The organism is Nostoc sp. DedVER02, assembly GCF_034530675.2.
Lineage (GTDB): Bacteria > Cyanobacteriota > Cyanobacteriia > Cyanobacteriales > Nostocaceae > Nostoc.
Genome location: NZ_JAVRCP020000042.1, coordinates 40,202 through 56,501 on the forward strand (window position 1 = coordinate 40,202; position 16,300 = coordinate 56,501).

General features: G+C 40.8%; 14 protein-coding genes and 1 pseudogene. 8 read left to right on the plus strand and 7 right to left on the minus strand.

Annotation, left to right across the window (positions count from 1 at the left end; translation table 11 throughout):
* Positions 1–132: 132 nt before the first annotated feature.
* Both RMZ41_RS27340 and RMZ41_RS27345 read right to left on the minus strand, forming a co-directional pair.
* Positions 133–639: a pentapeptide repeat-containing protein gene (locus RMZ41_RS27340; protein ID WP_322644805.1), complete on the minus strand. Its 507-nt coding sequence runs from the start codon at positions 637–639 to the stop codon at positions 133–135.
* An 84-nt stretch (positions 640–723) separates the two neighbouring features.
* Positions 724–2,244, minus strand: a complete 1,521-nt coding sequence (locus tag RMZ41_RS27345; protein ID WP_322644806.1) for an LCP family protein — start codon at positions 2,242–2,244, stop codon at positions 724–726.
* 115 nt (positions 2,245–2,359) lie between these two features.
* Between RMZ41_RS27345 and RMZ41_RS27350 the strand changes: the two genes are divergently transcribed.
* From RMZ41_RS27350 to RMZ41_RS27365, 4 genes are all read left to right on the plus strand, one after another.
* Positions 2,360–3,424: a mannose-1-phosphate guanylyltransferase gene (locus RMZ41_RS27350; RefSeq protein WP_322644807.1), complete on the plus strand. Its 1,065-nt coding sequence runs from the start codon at positions 2,360–2,362 to the stop codon at positions 3,422–3,424.
* Between the two features lie 199 nt (positions 3,425–3,623).
* The gene (locus RMZ41_RS27355) at positions 3,624–5,270 is read left to right on the plus strand and encodes an AarF/ABC1/UbiB kinase family protein (protein ID WP_322644842.1); all 1,647 of its coding nucleotides are present in this window, start codon (positions 3,624–3,626) and stop codon (positions 5,268–5,270) included.
* Positions 5,271–5,550: 280 nt separating this feature from the next.
* On the plus strand, positions 5,551–6,531 hold the full coding sequence (locus tag RMZ41_RS27360; protein ID WP_322644808.1) for an ATP-binding cassette domain-containing protein: 981 nt from the start codon (positions 5,551–5,553) through the stop codon (positions 6,529–6,531).
* 52 nt (positions 6,532–6,583) lie between these two features.
* Positions 6,584–7,372, plus strand: coding sequence for an ABC transporter permease (locus RMZ41_RS27365; RefSeq protein ID WP_322644809.1), 789 nt, complete (start codon positions 6,584–6,586; stop codon positions 7,370–7,372).
* Between the two features lie 324 nt (positions 7,373–7,696).
* On the opposite strand, the pseudogene RMZ41_RS27370 reads toward RMZ41_RS27365, so the two are convergent.
* From RMZ41_RS27370 to RMZ41_RS27380, 3 genes and pseudogenes are all read right to left on the minus strand, one after another.
* Positions 7,697–7,864, minus strand: a pseudogene (locus RMZ41_RS27370) (transposase); the annotation flags it as partial.
* Between the two features lie 73 nt (positions 7,865–7,937).
* Entirely contained in the window at positions 7,938–9,797 is a 1,860-nt protein-coding gene (locus RMZ41_RS27375) for a serine/threonine-protein kinase (protein WP_322644810.1), read from the minus strand.
* 300 nt (positions 9,798–10,097) lie between these two features.
* Positions 10,098–10,934, minus strand: a complete 837-nt coding sequence (locus tag RMZ41_RS27380; RefSeq protein WP_322644843.1) for an alpha/beta hydrolase — start codon at positions 10,932–10,934, stop codon at positions 10,098–10,100.
* A 119-nt stretch (positions 10,935–11,053) separates the two neighbouring features.
* Between RMZ41_RS27380 and RMZ41_RS27385 the strand changes: the two genes are divergently transcribed.
* A complete protein-coding gene (locus RMZ41_RS27385) occupies positions 11,054–11,701 on the plus strand; it encodes an MOSC domain-containing protein (protein ID WP_322644811.1) in 648 nt (215 codons plus the stop codon).
* Positions 11,702–11,757: 56 nt separating this feature from the next.
* Here RMZ41_RS27385 and RMZ41_RS27390 read toward each other — a convergent pair whose 3' ends face one another.
* Together RMZ41_RS27390 and RMZ41_RS27395 are read right to left on the minus strand one after the other, a co-directional pair.
* Positions 11,758–12,702 carry a bestrophin family protein gene (locus RMZ41_RS27390; protein WP_322644812.1) on the minus strand — a complete coding sequence of 315 codons (945 nt, stop codon included), beginning with the start codon at positions 12,700–12,702 and terminating at the stop codon, positions 11,758–11,760.
* A 467-nt stretch (positions 12,703–13,169) separates the two neighbouring features.
* Positions 13,170–13,568 (minus strand): VOC family protein, encoded by a 399-nt coding sequence (locus RMZ41_RS27395; protein ID WP_322644813.1) that lies wholly within the window; start codon positions 13,566–13,568, stop codon positions 13,170–13,172.
* Between the two features lie 249 nt (positions 13,569–13,817).
* On the opposite strand from RMZ41_RS27395, the gene RMZ41_RS27400 reads away from it, so the two are divergent.
* From RMZ41_RS27400 to RMZ41_RS27410, 3 genes are all read left to right on the plus strand, one after another.
* A complete protein-coding gene (locus RMZ41_RS27400; protein WP_322644814.1) occupies positions 13,818–14,420 on the plus strand; it encodes a CDP-alcohol phosphatidyltransferase family protein in 603 nt (200 codons plus the stop codon).
* Between the two features lie 154 nt (positions 14,421–14,574).
* Positions 14,575–15,297, plus strand: a complete 723-nt coding sequence (locus RMZ41_RS27405; RefSeq protein ID WP_322644815.1) for a 2OG-Fe(II) oxygenase — start codon at positions 14,575–14,577, stop codon at positions 15,295–15,297.
* A 117-nt stretch (positions 15,298–15,414) separates the two neighbouring features.
* Positions 15,415–16,227 (plus strand): phosphocholine cytidylyltransferase family protein, encoded by an 813-nt coding sequence (locus RMZ41_RS27410; RefSeq protein ID WP_322734438.1) that lies wholly within the window; start codon positions 15,415–15,417, stop codon positions 16,225–16,227.
* Positions 16,228–16,300: the final 73 nt, after the last annotated feature.

The window sequence follows — 16,300 nt, forward strand, 5'->3', positions numbered from 1 at the left end:
GCTTCTCTCGCTACCAAATAGTTCCACGTGGACTGTAGGCTTTCAACCTTTACAATGTTAGGTAGGTAGCAGTATGGTTACGTCTTTCCTAAGAAATATCACTACTGTGTCTTTCAGGTTACTTTTAACTTTTTACTTACAACCCAAACTATCTCGCGTTGACATACCCGTAACCGGATTTACCCCATCGGCTCTTTCACACATTAGCGATACTTGATAACGATCAATCAAAGCATCGGTAAAATCAGCGCCTGTAATTTCGGCATCGAAAAAACGGCTACGGGTCAAAGTTGCTTCTGTAAAGATGGCATTTTTTAGGTTAGCACCATCCATAGTGACGCGATCGACTAAAGCGCCTGTCAGATTCGCGCCTTCCAAATTTGCTTTTAACAAAACTCCTTTAGTGAGAATTGCGTTGGTTAAATTCGCTCCTTGAAAATTCGTTCCCCGCATTTCTGCTGCGACAAAAGTCACACCTGCTAAATCAGTATTAGAGAAATCACGATTTTCTAGATTTATATTGTTGTAGTTAATTGTGTTGAGTTGAGCAAAAGCCGGTTTGGGATTAAGTATTATCCAGCAAAATGCCAGTATCAAAATCACAATCAAACCCAAAAATCGCAGTAAAATCTTTTTCATAACTTTATTATTTATCATTAGTCCTTTGTCATTAGTCCCTTGTCATTTACCAATGACTAATGACTAATGACTAATGACCAATGATTATTTCCAATCTTTACCAATCCGAATTGTCAGGTCAGATTCTAAATCACCAATAGCCGCCACCTCAATTTGACCCAAGCCTAAGACTTTTTGCAAATCAACTCCAACTCGCCGATTGCCTTTTTGGACAATAATTTGAGTTTGACGTTGAGTATCTGGCCAATCAGGTACTTTGTAAATTTTAGTAAAGCCTTTCTGTTTAAGATAAGCAATAACTTTTTCAGTTAGCTGAGGTTGATTAGAAGCATTTTGAATAGCAATTTTGAGGTTAGGAACCTGACGCATATCTGGTTTCAGACCAGGTACATTTACCCCAACATAATCATTCAACAGGCTCTGTTGTCCAGTCATATCTAGCCAATAGCTATCAGGGTCTTTGCTAAAGCGGCTAAATGTCCCAGGCAACACCGTCATTTGGAAATTATCTCGATCTAGGTTGAGTCCGAAATTGACCAACGCCATCATTTCTTCCATCTTCAGGTTGGTATCAAAGTATTTTCGCATCAAGCGAGTTAATTGAGGCAACCGGGGTAAGATGGTAGGACTATTTAAGCGTTGCAGCAATGCTGCTGTTAGTGCTTGCTGACGCTGCACTCTCGCCAAATCTCCCAAACCTGGTTCGCGGAACCGGATAAACTGTTCTGCTTGTTCGCCGTTGAGGGTTTGCCAGCCACTGACTAAATTAATCGACAGCCGACTGCTAGAGTCTTTATACGTCATTGATTGGGGAACAAAGACCTCTACTCCGCCTAACTGATCGACTAACTGCCGTAAGCCGCTAGTAGAAATACGGATGTAGCGATCAATGGGGGCGTTGTTTAAGGTACGGCTGACTACCCGTGCTGCCAAGACTGGGCCGCCTTTGGCGTTAGCATCAGATACCTTAGTTAATCCTTTTTCTCCCTTTTCTGGGATGGCAATCATCGTATCTTTGGGAATGGAAAGCACCCGTACAGATTTTTCACTAGGGTTAAGCCGTACCATCAGCATGGAGTCGCTTTTGCCGGCAAAGCTTTCTGGTGAACCATCAACACTCCCGTTAACTGGTTCAATCCCCATAATTAAGATATTCATGGGGCGTGAAAGCTCATACTGAGAGAGTTTGCCCCACAATTCCCCTGGTAACGGGATTTTTATCTCGTCTTTAGGATTAGTTCCTAAATCTTCATCTGTTCGATCGAGGTTACTCCACAAAGGAGTCCACAACGCTAAACTTGAGACTAGCAGCCCAGATAGGATAATGCCGATGACAATCGTCATTATCCACAATAACCATCGAGGCATGGTTAAGCCCAGTCTCTCGTAAAGCTGATTGGGTATTGCGCCCACTGATTCGACGACGCTACGATTCGGATTGGCTGGCGGGTTTAGTTCGACATCCTCTTCCTCTGAGTCAGCTACTGGTGCTGGCGTTACCTGATTTTCCGTGCGTTGAATTTGTTGCGATCGCACCTCAGTTTCAAATTCTACAACTTGCTGAGATGTAACCGGATTTTCCGACCATTCGACTTGTTTTATCACAATTATCTCCCCACTCAACCACTCCCTAAAAGTATGTTAATCCAAGCTACAGATATTGCCAGTGGAAAGGCTCACTGTAAACTTATAATGTTCTTCGGTAGGCGTGTATGACAACATGAATACTTTATTGTTCCCCGTAATCCTTGCTGGTGGTAAAGGTGAACGTTTTTGGCCCCTGAGTCGCAAAGACCGACCCAAACAATTTTTAAGTCTTGATGGTAGCTCTAGAAGTTTATTACAAGCAACCGCCGATCGATTGATAAAACTCGGTGGCAGTTGGGATTCCTTGTGGGTGATCACTTCTAGTCAGATAGCTGAAGGGGTAAGACAACAATTACCCGATCTACCAGTTGAAAACTTACTAATTGAATCGGAAGGCAGAGACACAGCCGCAGCCGTTGCTTGGACAAGTTTAGAAATCAAACAGCGCTATGGAGAAGACGCTGTTATTGGCTTTTTCCCTGCTGACCACTGGATTGCTGACGAAGAAGCGTTTGCACACACATTAAGCGCGGCTACGCAACTGGCAGCAAGCACAGCAGCGATCGTTACACTGGGGATCAAACCTACTTTTCCATCAACCGGTTACGGCTACATTGAACAAGGTGAAAAGATAGGTAGCTTTAATGAGTTGCCAGCTTATCACGTCAATCGCTTTACTGAAAAGCCCAACCGCGAAACGGCAGAGACTTTTTTATCTACGGGACGTTTTAGCTGGAATAGTGGAATGTTCGTTTTTCGGGCAGGAGTTGTTCTCAAAGAACTACACACCCATGCTCCAGAAATTATCGAACCTTTAGAACAACAGGGTGCTGATATTTATCCCCAGTTGCCTAAGAAGAGTATAGACTATGCCCTAATGGAAAAGACAACTTTAGCATACGTTTTGCCAGTTGATTTTGGTTGGGATGATTTAGGAGATTGGAATGCGATCGAGCGCTTACTCAAAACAGAAGAGAATCCCAATGTGGAACTCGCTACCCACGTAGGGCTAGATACGCAGGGGGCGATTATTTATGCCTCAAATCCAGAGGATGTAGTTGTTACAATTGGTTTAGAGGACGTGGTAATTGTGCGCGATCGCAATGTCACCCTCGTTGTCAATAAAGAACGTACCCAGGAAATTAAGCAGATCCTCAAAATTCTTCAAAGCGATTCCCGATTTACTGACCTGCTATAAAAGTTAGAACCCTTGGCAGAGGCGAAAAAGTCTATTTTTCTATTATAACTTGACTGTCGAAAAGGGAAGCATTGAATATTGGGAATTGGGCATTGGGCATTGGGCATTGGTTATTTCTTCCCCAATTCCCCATTCCCCATTCCCCATTCCCCATTCCCAATTCCCCATTCCCCATTCCCCATTCCCAATTCCCAAAAAAATGTTCCTCACCCAAACTGTTCCCCGTCAACGAGAAATTCTTGAAGTATTCCTTCGCAATGGCTGGGACTATATGCGAAGGTTACTTACTGGTGGTAAAGCTGATGAACCCCAGTTACCGACACCTGCGGTTTTAAAAAATATCTTGGTAGACTTGGGGCCAGTTTACGTTAAACTTGGCCAGCTAATGTCTACGCGTCCAGATTTACTGAACGCTGCCTACATTGAGGAACTATCAACTTTACAAGACGAAGTACCGCCAGTACCTTGGTCAGAGATAGAAATAATCCTTCGCAAAGAATTAAAACGTCCACTAGCTGAAACCTTTAAGACAGTTAACCCGATCCCAGTCGCGGCGGGATCAATTGCCCAAACACATCGCGCTACATTAGCAGATGGTCGAGAAGTCGCTTTGAAAGTCCAACGTCCGGGAATCGATTTAACTATTGGTCAAGATATTGCTTTAATTCAAGGTATTGCCGATTTAGTAGCGCGGACTGAATTTGGGCAAACTTATGAAATCAAATCCATCGCCGAAGAATTTACTAAAGCTTTAGAAGCCGAGTTGGATTTTACACGGGAAGCAGGTTTTACAGACCAACTGCGGCGCAACTTATCTAAAAGTCGCTGGTATGATCCCACGCAAATAGTGGTTGCGGAGATTAACTGGGAATTGACCACAGAAAAATTACTGGTGATGGAATGGCTGGATGGCGTGCCGTTCTTATTGGCAGATTTGAACAATAACAATAATGGTAAAGACCCTGACGTAGAGCGTAAAGAAATAACTACTCTATTATTTCGGGTATTTTTTCAGCAACTATATATTGATGGGTTTTTTCATGCTGATCCCCATCCAGGAAACTTGTTTTATCTCAAAGATGGGCGGGTTGCTCTTTTAGATTGTGGCATGGTCGGAAGACTTGATCCCCGCACACAGCAGATATTAACAGAGATGTTGTTAGCGATCGTTGATTTAGATGCTCAAAGGTGCGCTCAGTTAACTTTACAGCTATCAGATTCGGCTCAACCAGTAATTTTATCACGGTTAGAAAATGATTACGATCGCATGTTGCGAAAGTATCACAATGTCAGCCTGACGCAAATCAACTTCAGTCAGATAATTTATGAAGTTTTACAAGTTGCCCGGAACAATAAAATTAGATTACCTAGCAATATGGGTCTGTATGCCAAAACCCTAGCGAATTTAGAGGGTGTAGCGCGGACATTCAACCCAGAGCTTAATTTTTTCGATGAAGTGAAACCATTAATTACAGACTTGTTTCGTCGGCAATTACTGGGCGATAATCCAGTGCGATCGCTATTACGAACAGCCTTAGATATAAAAAGTCTCTCTCTCCAGTCTCCTCGCCAAATAGAACTGCTATTAGACCGAGTTACCTCAGAAACTTTACAGTGGAATCTATCGCTGCGGGGTTTAGATGGGGTGCGGCGCACGATGGACGATGCAGCTAACCGACTATCTTTTAGCATACTAGTAGGTTCGCTGATTATGGGTGCAGCAATTATTTCCACCAAAGCGCAGACAAGTCAGCTATCTTTTTTAAGCACCGCCCTCTTTGCCGTCGCTAGCTTATTAGGTTTGTGGTTAATTATCAGTACATTGCGATCGGGACGTTTACGGTAAAATCTATGTGTTGTGCGTCATGCCCACCACAGAAAATCATCATATTTCACTGGCAAAAATCCCTGCTTTCGTATTTGGAACCACAGTAGAAGAATCCAGAAGTCAGAATTAAAAGAAACTCGATCCCCTATCCACATTCTCGGTCAAAATTAAATTCTGTTAGCAGATAGCTAAGGTTTAGCCCATTCTGACTTCTGAATTCTGACTCCTGAATTCTGTTTAGTTAAACACGGGTAATTGTACGTGTGTCTGTATACATCCGTGGTTTTATATAAAAAATATGTCAATCATCGTTGCTGAAAATCTGAGTAAATCTTATCCAGTCGCGGTTAAAAATCCGGGTATCAAAGGAACAATCACTCATCTTTTTCGCCGCACCTACCGCTCAATTAAAGCAGTGCAGGATGTTTCCTTTGAAATTGCCCCTGGTGAAGTAGTGGGGTTTTTGGGGCCAAATGGCGCTGGTAAAACCACCACACTAAAAATGCTCACGGGGCTGATTCATCCCTCTAGCGGTAAAGTCACAGTAGCTGGACAAATCCCGTTTCATCGTAAAGAAGCATTTTTGCAAAAAATTACTTTGGTGATGGGACAAAAACAGCAGCTAATTTGGGACTTACCCGCGCTGGATTCTTTGAAAATTAATGCTGCTGTATACAACATCTCTGATAAAGAGTTTCAACGGCGGGTAGGAGAATTAACAGAGATGCTTTCCCTGGAAGGCAAACTGACCCAACCAGTACGGAAGCTATCTTTAGGTGAGCGGATGAAAGCAGAATTACTAGCAGCACTTTTGCACCGTCCCCACGTATTGTTCCTAGATGAACCGACTCTGGGGCTAGATGTAAATGCTCAGGTGGCGGTACGCGATTTTTTGCGCGACTACAATCAGCGTTATCAGGCTACGGTGCTGTTAACAAGTCATTACATGGCTGATATTACAGCTTTGTGTCAACGAGTGCTGTTGATTCACCAAGGAAGCTTGATGTATGACGGTAGTTTGGATGGACTACTAGAACGTTTTGCCCCATACCGGGAAGTTCATATCGAGTTAGGCCAACCTCTACCGATAGAAAAACTTATGACTTATGGAGATGTGCAACTCTTAGAAGGGCGATCGGTGCATTTTATGATACCTAGAGAGGCGCTCACCCGCACAGTATCGAAAATTTTGACGGATTTGGAGGTAATTGATTTAACTGTCACCGAACCGCCTGTAGAAGAAGTGATTGGACGAGTTTTTCAGGCAGGTGTTGTGTAGCTGTAGCGATCGCTGCCAGAAATAAAGTTGTCCAAAGGAGAATACACAATAGATGAAAAAATTTATTAGAAAAGCTCTAACTTTGCTATTAGTATACTACGCCTATATGGTTGAGTATCGAGCAGAACTAATTTTATGGGTTTTGTCTGGGTCTTTGCCGATTATCCTCATGGGTGTCTGGATACAGGCAGCACAAGGTGGGCAATTTGGGCTATCATCTGTAGATTTTAGCCGTTACTTCATCACAGTTTTTGTTGTTAGACAATTAACAGTTGTTTGGGTAATTTGGGAATTCGAAAGAGAAGTAGTAGAAGGCAAGCTTTCGCCCAAGTTGTTACAACCACTCGACCCGGTATGGCATCATGTTGCGGGACATATTTCTGAAAGATTTGCTAGGATCTCGTTTACTTTTCTATTAGTGGGATTATTTTTTCTTCTTTATCCCCAAGCTTTTTGGATACCAAGTTTAAGTAGATTTTTGCTATTTACATTAGCAGTGCTGCTAGCTTTTACTTTGCGGTTTACGATTCAGTACACTTTTGCCATGTTTGCCTTTTGGACAGAACGGGCTACTGCTTTAGAAAATTTTTGGTTGTTATTTTATCTGTTTTTATCTGGATTGATAGCACCTTTAGAGGTTTTTCCAGAAACTGTACGGCAAATAGTTATGTTTACGCCTTTTCCCTATTTGATTAATTTTCCTGTGAGCATTTTGGTAGGGCTACCTGTGGATATAGGGCGGGGATTTTGGTCAATATTCGGTTGGCTATTAGTGTTTTTGGGTGCAAATCGCTTCTTATGGCGTGCAGGTTTGAAGCGGTATTCTGGCATGGGAGCATGAATAATTTGGAGGATGTCTGCCATTCCAGAGTTTGGCTAATTTGAATTAATTTAAAACTTTCTTTAGAGAAGAAAGATATCTCAATATCTGACATATCTTATCTCAAATTTGCCAAATTCAAAGAAGTTTTATTACTTCAAATTAATTGTCGTAATTCATCTAAATTATTCACAGTTTTAATTGCCTGTCGAATTACTTTTAATCTATCTCAATACTGCTCGGTTAAGAAGATTTGGAGGTTTGGTTGAACTTTAGTGCTACCCAACAAAGCCCTGGAAATGTTGGGTTTCGTTCCTCAACCCAACCTGCATATTTTTATTTTTTATCCCACCTCATGATTTGCTGAACTAAAGCGCTGTCTAATACGAAGGTAGCAAAAAAAGCCATGACGGTTTCTAACTGGCTTAATTGCTCATCGGCGCGAAGAATTTGCAATGCTCGTTGCACAGTAGATTCTTCTGCACCTCCTTTGAGAATTGGGACAAAGCATAGTTTTAGTTTATGGCTAAAGTTGCGATATCTACGATGGGTTAAGTCTATCCACTGATGTACTTTACTAAAGATTTTATAAATTACTTGGTATTGTCTTAAATTTTTCTGCTGTCCCCAAAGAATAATCTTCTAACTTAAAATCAGCAAAGGGCTTTTTCTCTAACCTATCCCGTAGTGCTTCATCGATAATTACACCTGCGGATTGGTTTTTCACACCAATAATTATAATACTTTTCTGATATTTAGTTAAATCCTGATTTGTCTGACAATCACTCCGTTGGAATTGCCCCAAATTTAATATTCGATAACGTTTAACACTTGGTATATTAATAAATATTTTTTTTGCTAAAAATTGAATTTGTTTAGAACGTTCTAGAGCCATTCGCTGTTGAACTGCTATATTACCTTTACAAGAAGCTGTCCCTACAGATATAATTTCATTAGGATATTGCATTATATTCTGTATGCCTTCTTGTTCTAAATTCAACTTTAAAAGGTCTAGACTAATAATTTGATCGTTATATTGAATCTGGAAATTGCTACCTAAAAGCCATTTATATTTTAAAGATAAAACAGCAATATTAAATTCGGCTATTTTCCCCTGGCTATCCCTACCTTCTTGATAAGAAAAATAATCAATATTCCCTCTTTTTTCAGGAGACTGACCATAATTTGACCTGACAATAAACTGTGAGTTTCGCATTGCCAAAGCAATTATACTAAGTAATCCTAATATCACTAGCAGCCCTGCAAAAAACTTCAGAAGTGGTACTTCTTCTACATCTTTCTGTGGTGATAACGAAGTTTGAGGAATTGGCGCGGATAACTGCTCCGTGTTCAAATCGATTGCTAAATTAATATTTTCAGAAGTAGTTTCTGTTGGCTGGGTTTCGACAACAGGGGTGGGAGAAATACTATTTTCTGGCTCTTGCTCCAACGACAGAGAGCTTGGCTCTGAATTCTCGACTTCTACAAGTAGCTCCTGTTTAGATGGGGTTGAATCCTCATCTGAGCAGAACTTTTTGCTTTCTTCAATTTGTTCTAGGCGCTGTAAAATTTCTTGGGCATTCGCAGGACGATTTTTTATATCTGGTGCTGTTAGCCAATCAATTAAATTTAATAGTAAGGGTGAGATATTGATGGCGTGATTTTGCCAGTGCAATACATTTTGCTGGACATCATACATATCTAAGGGATGGTGTCCCGTTAGCAAAAATACAAAGGTGCGTCCCAAGGCAAAAAAATCTGATTGCCGTACTGCTTGACCATTCATTTGTTCTGGAGCGCTGTAGCCAGATGACATAAGTGCTGTCATCCCGCCGCCGTTGCTAAGTTGGTCTGGGTCGGTTCTGTCAATTTCTGTGGCTGTGCCAAAATCAATCAGTACTAAATCCCCCCAATCCTTCCCAATGGGGGATCTAATCATGATATTAGATGGCTTAATATCTCGATGCAGGTATTGTTTACCATGCACTAAATCCAAAATTTCTACTAATTGTTTTAACCAAGCTACAGCTTGTTCTTCGGAAATGGGGCCATGCTGCTGTAGCCACTGTTCTAAGTTGTACCCGGTGATTTTTTCCATTGCAATGCAATGCAAGACTAAACCATTTCGGGTTTGATATTGGAAATAACTATCTTCTTTGGGAATGCCGGGATGTTTTAGTTGTTCCAGTACAGTTATTTCTTGCTGAAATAGTTTTACTGCTTTGGCGTTACCTGACAAATCCTCTTTAAGGATTTTGAGGATTTTAGGCGTATCTTGTTCATAAGCTTCATAAACTTTACTAAACCCTGTTTTGTCACTCAATAGGTGCGTCACCCGATAACGCCCTAGCAATTCCAAATGGGAACCACAACTTTGACAAAAGCGGTTTTGTTCATTATTCGGGTGATTTGGTGTAGGGCAAACGGGGTTGATACAAAGGCTCATGAGTGGGGAATGGGGAATGGGGAATGGGGAGATGAGGGAGATGAGGCAATACGGTTCGGATAAGCACAATGAACTTTCCTTGTGGTCTGGGAAAAGGTTACTGGATTTGGGGTAAAGGATGTATTTAAAACCTTTCCCCTTTCCCCTTTCCCCTTTCCCCTTTAACCGAACCGTATTGGGAGATGAGGGAGATGGGGGAATAACCAATACTCAATGCGCCATGCCCAATCTCGCTAGACATCACTCCTATTAATTCTTCTGTTGCCGGATGATAATCCCGTCTAATAATAATGAGATTTTCTATCTGTGTTCTGCCAAGAAAGCTGCTACAGTTTGGTTAAATGCCTCCGATTGTGTCAAAAATGGCCAATGATTGCCAGGAACTTGGCAGATGCGTAGTTTTTTGAGATAGGTTTTGTAGGGTTGGATTTGCCAATCTTGGCGGTTAAGTCCTTGTTTTGGTTGGATAAAGAGGGCTTGGGTATCAAGGGGGATTGTAAAACCAGGCACTTGCATGACTGCTTCAAAAATCCCGTCGCGGGCGGCGATGGTAAATTTGCTACCCCAGCTACCATCAGGTTTTTGTTCTATTCCTGCTTGGAAAACTTGCTGCTGTAAGGAACTCCATCCTTGATATTGCTTTAACTGCCGTGCTTGTTGTTCGGCTTCTTCATAACTGGCAAAGGGGCCCATGCTTTTGAGAAAGGGTAAGAAGCGATACAACATGGGAAAAGTTAGCCTGAGAAGGCTGGGCATTTTCCAGATGAAAATTGGATCGATGAGAATTATACTCCGCAAACGCTTTGGGTTTTGTCTTGCCCAGATAGCGGCTAATTTACCTGTCCACGAATGACTTACAATCTGGGCAGATGTCCATCCGAGATGATCCATAAGTGCTTCGAGGTCTGCGATCGCACTTTCAAAGGTATAATCTCTCTCAGGCTTAGTACTTTCGCCATGTCCGCGCATATCTGGGGCGACTATGTGGTAGTCTGTTGCTAAGTAATTTCCTAAACTAGACCACACTAGAGCATGATCCCCTAAACCGTGTAATAGCAGTAAGGGTTCTTGACCTTGGTTCCACTCTAAGTAAGAAAGTTGGATATCAGGCTTTGATAAAGTTTGACGTACAGGCATCATTGCACATCCACCAATGAAGAGATAGTTTCGCGTTTATATAGTACTGCGAAAGCTGGAGGGCAGGAAGGAATGAGCCTATTCGATGCGCTACACCTAGCCATAATAAATGTTAAATTATGCAAGTTATCTCAGTCAATGTAGGACTTCCGCGCGAAGTATTTTGGAAGGGTAAAACAGTTACAACTGGGATTTTTAAAGAACCAGTTGAGGGACGGGTGATGATGCGATCGCTCAACTTAGATGGCGATAGACAAGCTGATTTAAGCGTCCACGGAGGCAAGGATAAAGCGGTTTATGCTTATCCATTTGAGCATTACGACTACTGGCGGCGCAAGTTACCTGGTATAGATTTGCCCTGGGGAATGTTTGGTGAAAACCTTACTACAGTTGGGCTGTTAGAAAATGAGGTTAATATTGGCGATCGCTTCCAGATTGGTAGCGCAGAGGTAATAGTGACTCAACCTCGAATGCCTTGTTATAAACTCTTAATCAAGTTTGGACGTGCTGATATAGTTAAACAGTTTTTAGATAGCCGCCTAACGGGGTTCTACTTTTCAGTGCTACAAGAGGGGAAAATAGGAAATGGTGATACTTTAAAGTTAATTAGTCGAGACTCAAATAATGTCACTATTGCTGATATCACTCGATTGTATGTACGCGAAACAGAAGACCTAGAACTGTTACACCGTGTCGTACAACTTGGGGCCTTACCTAAAGATTGGCGAGATTATTTCCAGCAGCAAATTGAAAAGCTGAACAGATGAATTTCATCAATATTTAGAATTTGTCAGAAAACGCTCTAATTGTTTTAGAAACAATCTCAACTTTTTTCATAAGTCAAATTACCTGGCTGCGATGTCTCACGACAAGCCGCTTCGCGTCTACGCGCATTTGGAGTCAGAGTAATTAAATCGTCTATATTCCGTTTCATTGTGGCGCAAATCGTATCTAGAGGTAAGTCGTTAGGATCATAACCAAAAGGGTTTTCTATCTCCAAACCGATTGCTTCAATTCCAAATAATGTAAAACCAACTAAAGCCGAAATTAAACCTGTCCACCAACCCAGAGTTGCCACTATTTGAAAGGGTAGCAGTAAACAATATAGTAACAATAATTGCTTAAGATGGATGGCATAGGCTAATGGCATAGGTGTTTTTAAAATTCGTTCACAAGCACCTAAATTATCTACAAGATTGTTTAATAATTCTTGCATAGATGTTAGCTGGTAACTATTCAGGCAATTGCGATGATATTGCTCTTGTAAATAATCTCCGATCCAAAAGGCAACCTCTATAGGAGGATTATTCATAATTTTCAGCTTGATATATTTACTCGATGGCATTAAATCTTCTAACTCGCTATTAACTGCTTCTCCACGCAAATGTAATTTAGTTGTCACAGCAAAAGCTACTAATAAATTTAATGCTATAATTTTATTTTCTTTATCTTCTGGAGATATTTCATCAATCGATACCCAAATTTGTCGAGCCAGATTTCGGATGTTATTTACTAGAGATCCCCAACATTTTCTCCCTTCCCAAAATCGCTCATAAGCGGTATTTGTGCGAAATACAAGTAATAAACCTAAAACAATACTAGGAATAACATTTCCTAAAGCGGGTTGGGATACACCCACTTCAAAATGGTAGAGTATCGAAATCAGAAATCCGAAAGCTCCGCACCATAAAACATGCTTGTAAATTGCTTTAATTACCGAACCTTTAAATTGCAATGTTGTACGTAGCCATGTAATTTTGGCTGTCATGCAGTCACCCCAAGAGAATATTTAGCGAATTGATAGATTAAATATCAATACTTTAAAATAATAACTATATAAATAGCAAAATTGGCAAAGATGATACTTTAAAAAGTAATTTTGCTGAAGAACATTATACATTAGCGACGATGATTGTATTTTAGCCTCTGTTATACAATATCTAGTCCGGTTAAATACCTATTATAAATAATGTAATGTAAATAATTTTTTATTTGCAATTAAGCGATACCTACGGCTGGCTACGCCTACGCGGTTAATTGTAAAGAAATATAAATATTTATCTGTGGCTGCATAAACTCCGCGTTTTACTCCGATAAATCGCTAGAAGAAAAGGTATATGGCTCTGGATAATGGTAATACAGCATTAGTCGGTGTCATATACCTTAGTAAATCAAAAAGTTCTAATCTGTAAAATCCTGCCCTGTAAGTTGAATCTTTAGACATAACTGAATAAGTTATGTCTTTTTTTTGGGGTTAGTCTCAAAACGCTGAATTTCAATCAAATAACCACTGGGATCGCGTAAAAAGCAGTGATAAATGTTGTACTTTTCATTTTGTGTAGGTGGCTTTTCAAATTTAACACCCCGTTCTTTAAGATATTCAAACCACTCATCCACCTCCTGCGTTACCAGGGTGAAAATGACACTTGATTGCTGGTCGTCAGGAGAAGCTGATGTTTCGCTTGCTTGACAAAATCCTAAGTATCCAGAACCAGTAACAGTATAAATTCGACAGGCTCCTTGGTCAAGCCATAACTCCAACCCCAGCATTTGTTCGTAGAATTCTGTAGAGGCATTGAGATTATGGGTGTAAAAGAAGGTAATTTGCTGTTCGATTTGCGGATGAATAGACATAAATACATTTGAGTATATACCCCAACGACATCTAGCGATCGCGTGGGTCAAAATTAATTGATGTTAGAAACCTGTTACTACTCCAGAATGCTTTAGTGCATCTGGAGTTTCTTTTTGGAAAAAGCGATGTCTACGACGGGCTATGCCTATGCAGTTTTCCAAATCATCTGATAAAAATCTATAAGAGACAGATGTGGTGATTTACAGTGTTATGAATATTTAAATACCACATCAAATTTAAGTTCATTTATGACTACCAAGCCTTGGGATGCTCAACTTGCTTACTGGCTAGTTAAACCTCTAAAAGACAGTTGGGTAAACCCCAATCATCTCACCACAGTAAGACTTGTAACCGGATTAGCGGCGGCTGTAGCGATTGCGGTTGGCGATGTCTGGGCGAACATTGGGGCTTGGTTATTTGCTTTATCCAACTTTTTAGATCACACAGACGGGGAATTAGCTCGTTTGAGTGGGAAAAGTAGCAAATGGGGACATCAGTATGACCTCGTTAGTGACGCTATCATCCACATTCTTTTGTTTGTGTGTATTGGATATGGTCTTAGAGAGGGAAAATTTGGTTTGTGGGCATTGTTAATGGGGATAGCATCTGGCGTGTCTGTTGCTTGCATCTTTCATTTGCGAAACCTTATGGAACAGCGTTTAGGTAAAGATGCCAGCCGTCAACCAAATTTCGCCGGCTTTGACATTGAAGACGTGCTGTATTTGTTTCCCATAGTTACTTTACTTAATGGACTAGAGCCATTACTAATAGCAGCTACAATTGGGGCACCAACCTTTGCTTTATGGGTAATTTGGCAATTTTTCACACTCCCACAGTCTGAAGCCAATTAAGGGGATGGGGCAAAAAACTAATAAAACAACGTTAGTTCAACAAACCTTTTCCTGACTTAAAATAATTTTGCAAGTTTCGCTTCAAATGTAATACGGATGATTTTAGGTATTACAATCAGGAAAAAGTCTTTTTATTGGACGTATCAAACTATCAATGGAGCTTCAAACTGAAATTGATAAAGCTATAGCAGTTGTTGATTACCAGAAACTTAAAGCTGAGTTTCAAGCGCAGAATGAATTGTTGGTGGTTGAGAACTTTCTCCCTGACTCCATCATTGAGCAGTTTTTAACCCTGTTGCCATCTTTGCAACCTGCTATCAACCGCAACTATATTCCCAATCATAAAAAGGGCGGTAGTATCAGCCGCTATAGTTTAGATAGCCTTGCCCCGATTTTTGGAGAGTTTTATCAACTCAGTGCCTTTTTTGAGTTCCTCAACAACATAACGGCAGAAAAACTCCTTCCCTGTCCTGATAGCGATCCCCATACTTATGCGCTGTATTATTATACTGAGCCTGGAGATCATATCCAGTATCATTACGATACCTCTTACTATGAAGGGAAACGCTATACAGTGTTGCTTGGGTTAGTTGATAATTCATCCAGTAAGCTGGAATATCAACTCTACAAGGATATTCCCGAACGGGAAACACAAACGCGATCGCTCTCCATAACTCCTGGAACTCTAGTATTATTCAATGGTGATAAACTTTACCATCGAGTTACTCCTTTGGGTGAAAACGAACAGCGTATTGTCTTGACTTTGGAATACGTCACCGATACCCGTATGGGTATGGTAAAGCGTTTTGTCTCGAACATGAAAGACGCGATCGCCTACTTTGGGTTTCGCCAAGTGTTTCGCCCTTGGGGTAACTAGATTAAGAATTAATTAACAAAGATTATCTTGGGCAAAAAACAGTCATCATAAAATACTGGGAAATACTGTGAAAATTTCTAGATTTCCTGGTATTTTAGCTTTGCTGGTGACTTGACAATGAAGGCAATTATATTAGCTGCTGGCGTTGGCCGACGCTTAGGTAAAGATGGGCAAAATCAACCCAAATGCTTACTTAAATTTAACGGAAAATCTTTATTAGAGCGCCATTTGAACAATCTCCGTCATTGTCAGATTGACGAGTTGGTAATTGCTGTAGGTTATGAATCACAAAAAATTCAAGAGGAAATCAAAGCATTAGGAGCCGAAAATTGGGTTAGTACAGTTTATAATTCTGACTACACCAAAGGCAGTGTAATTAGCCTTTGGGCTGTACGTCAGCATTTAGCTGCTGGCGATGACATATTATTAGGCGATGACATATTATTAATGGATGCAGACGTATTGTGTGATCGCCGTATCATCGAACGACTAGTAAAAACAAATATCCCTAACAGCTTCTTGCTAGATCGAGATTTTGAACCGGGAGATGAACCAGTGAAGCTTTGTGTGAGAGATAATTATCTAGTGGAGTTTCGCAAACAATTAGCCCCTGGTTTGACTTATGATTTTGCAGGCGAATCAGTGGGATTCTTTCGTTTTGGAAGTGCTATTGCTCAACGTCTTGCAACCCGCACAGAACAGTATGTTACAGATGGATTAGAAAATGAACCTTATGAAGAAGCCATTCGGGATCTATTGTTAGAAACTCCAGAAACATTTGGCTACGAAGACATCACTGGATTACCTTGGCTTGAAATCGATTTCCCCCAAGATATTGAACGTGCCCAAAATAAGATTTTACCTCAGATAGAAGTTGCAGAAAATATCTTAAAAGAGAATACAGGAGTCAGGAGTCAGAATTCAGTATGAATTTTGACCGAAAAAGCGGATGAATAACCGGGTTTAAAACCCCCACTAAATTGAAAATTTAGTGGTCTTCAAT

What these genes read in the sequence shown, in the direction of transcription:
- RMZ41_RS27340 (WP_322644805.1), bottom strand. Translation starts at nt 639, where the DNA reads ATGAAAAAGATTTTACTGCGATTTTTGGGTTTGATTGTGATTTTGATA.
- RMZ41_RS27350 (WP_322644807.1), top strand. Translation starts at nt 2,360, where the DNA reads ATGAATACTTTATTGTTCCCCGTAATCCTTGCTGGTGGTAAAGGTGAA.
- RMZ41_RS27355 (WP_322644842.1), top strand. Translation starts at nt 3,624, where the DNA reads ATGTTCCTCACCCAAACTGTTCCCCGTCAACGAGAAATTCTTGAAGTA.
- RMZ41_RS27360 (WP_322644808.1), top strand. Translation starts at nt 5,551, where the DNA reads ATGTCAATCATCGTTGCTGAAAATCTGAGTAAATCTTATCCAGTCGCG.
- RMZ41_RS27365 (WP_322644809.1), top strand. Translation starts at nt 6,584, where the DNA reads ATGAAAAAATTTATTAGAAAAGCTCTAACTTTGCTATTAGTATACTAC.
- RMZ41_RS27375 (WP_322644810.1), bottom strand. Translation starts at nt 9,797, where the DNA reads ATGAGCCTTTGTATCAACCCCGTTTGCCCTACACCAAATCACCCGAAT.
- RMZ41_RS27380 (WP_322644843.1), bottom strand. Translation starts at nt 10,934, where the DNA reads ATGCCTGTACGTCAAACTTTATCAAAGCCTGATATCCAACTTTCTTAC.
- RMZ41_RS27385 (WP_322644811.1), top strand. Translation starts at nt 11,054, where the DNA reads ATGCAAGTTATCTCAGTCAATGTAGGACTTCCGCGCGAAGTATTTTGG.
- RMZ41_RS27390 (WP_322644812.1), bottom strand. Translation starts at nt 12,702, where the DNA reads ATGACAGCCAAAATTACATGGCTACGTACAACATTGCAATTTAAAGGT.
- RMZ41_RS27395 (WP_322644813.1), bottom strand. Translation starts at nt 13,568, where the DNA reads ATGTCTATTCATCCGCAAATCGAACAGCAAATTACCTTCTTTTACACC.
- RMZ41_RS27400 (WP_322644814.1), top strand. Translation starts at nt 13,818, where the DNA reads ATGACTACCAAGCCTTGGGATGCTCAACTTGCTTACTGGCTAGTTAAA.
- RMZ41_RS27405 (WP_322644815.1), top strand. Translation starts at nt 14,575, where the DNA reads ATGGAGCTTCAAACTGAAATTGATAAAGCTATAGCAGTTGTTGATTAC.
- RMZ41_RS27410 (WP_322734438.1), top strand. Translation starts at nt 15,415, where the DNA reads ATGAAGGCAATTATATTAGCTGCTGGCGTTGGCCGACGCTTAGGTAAA.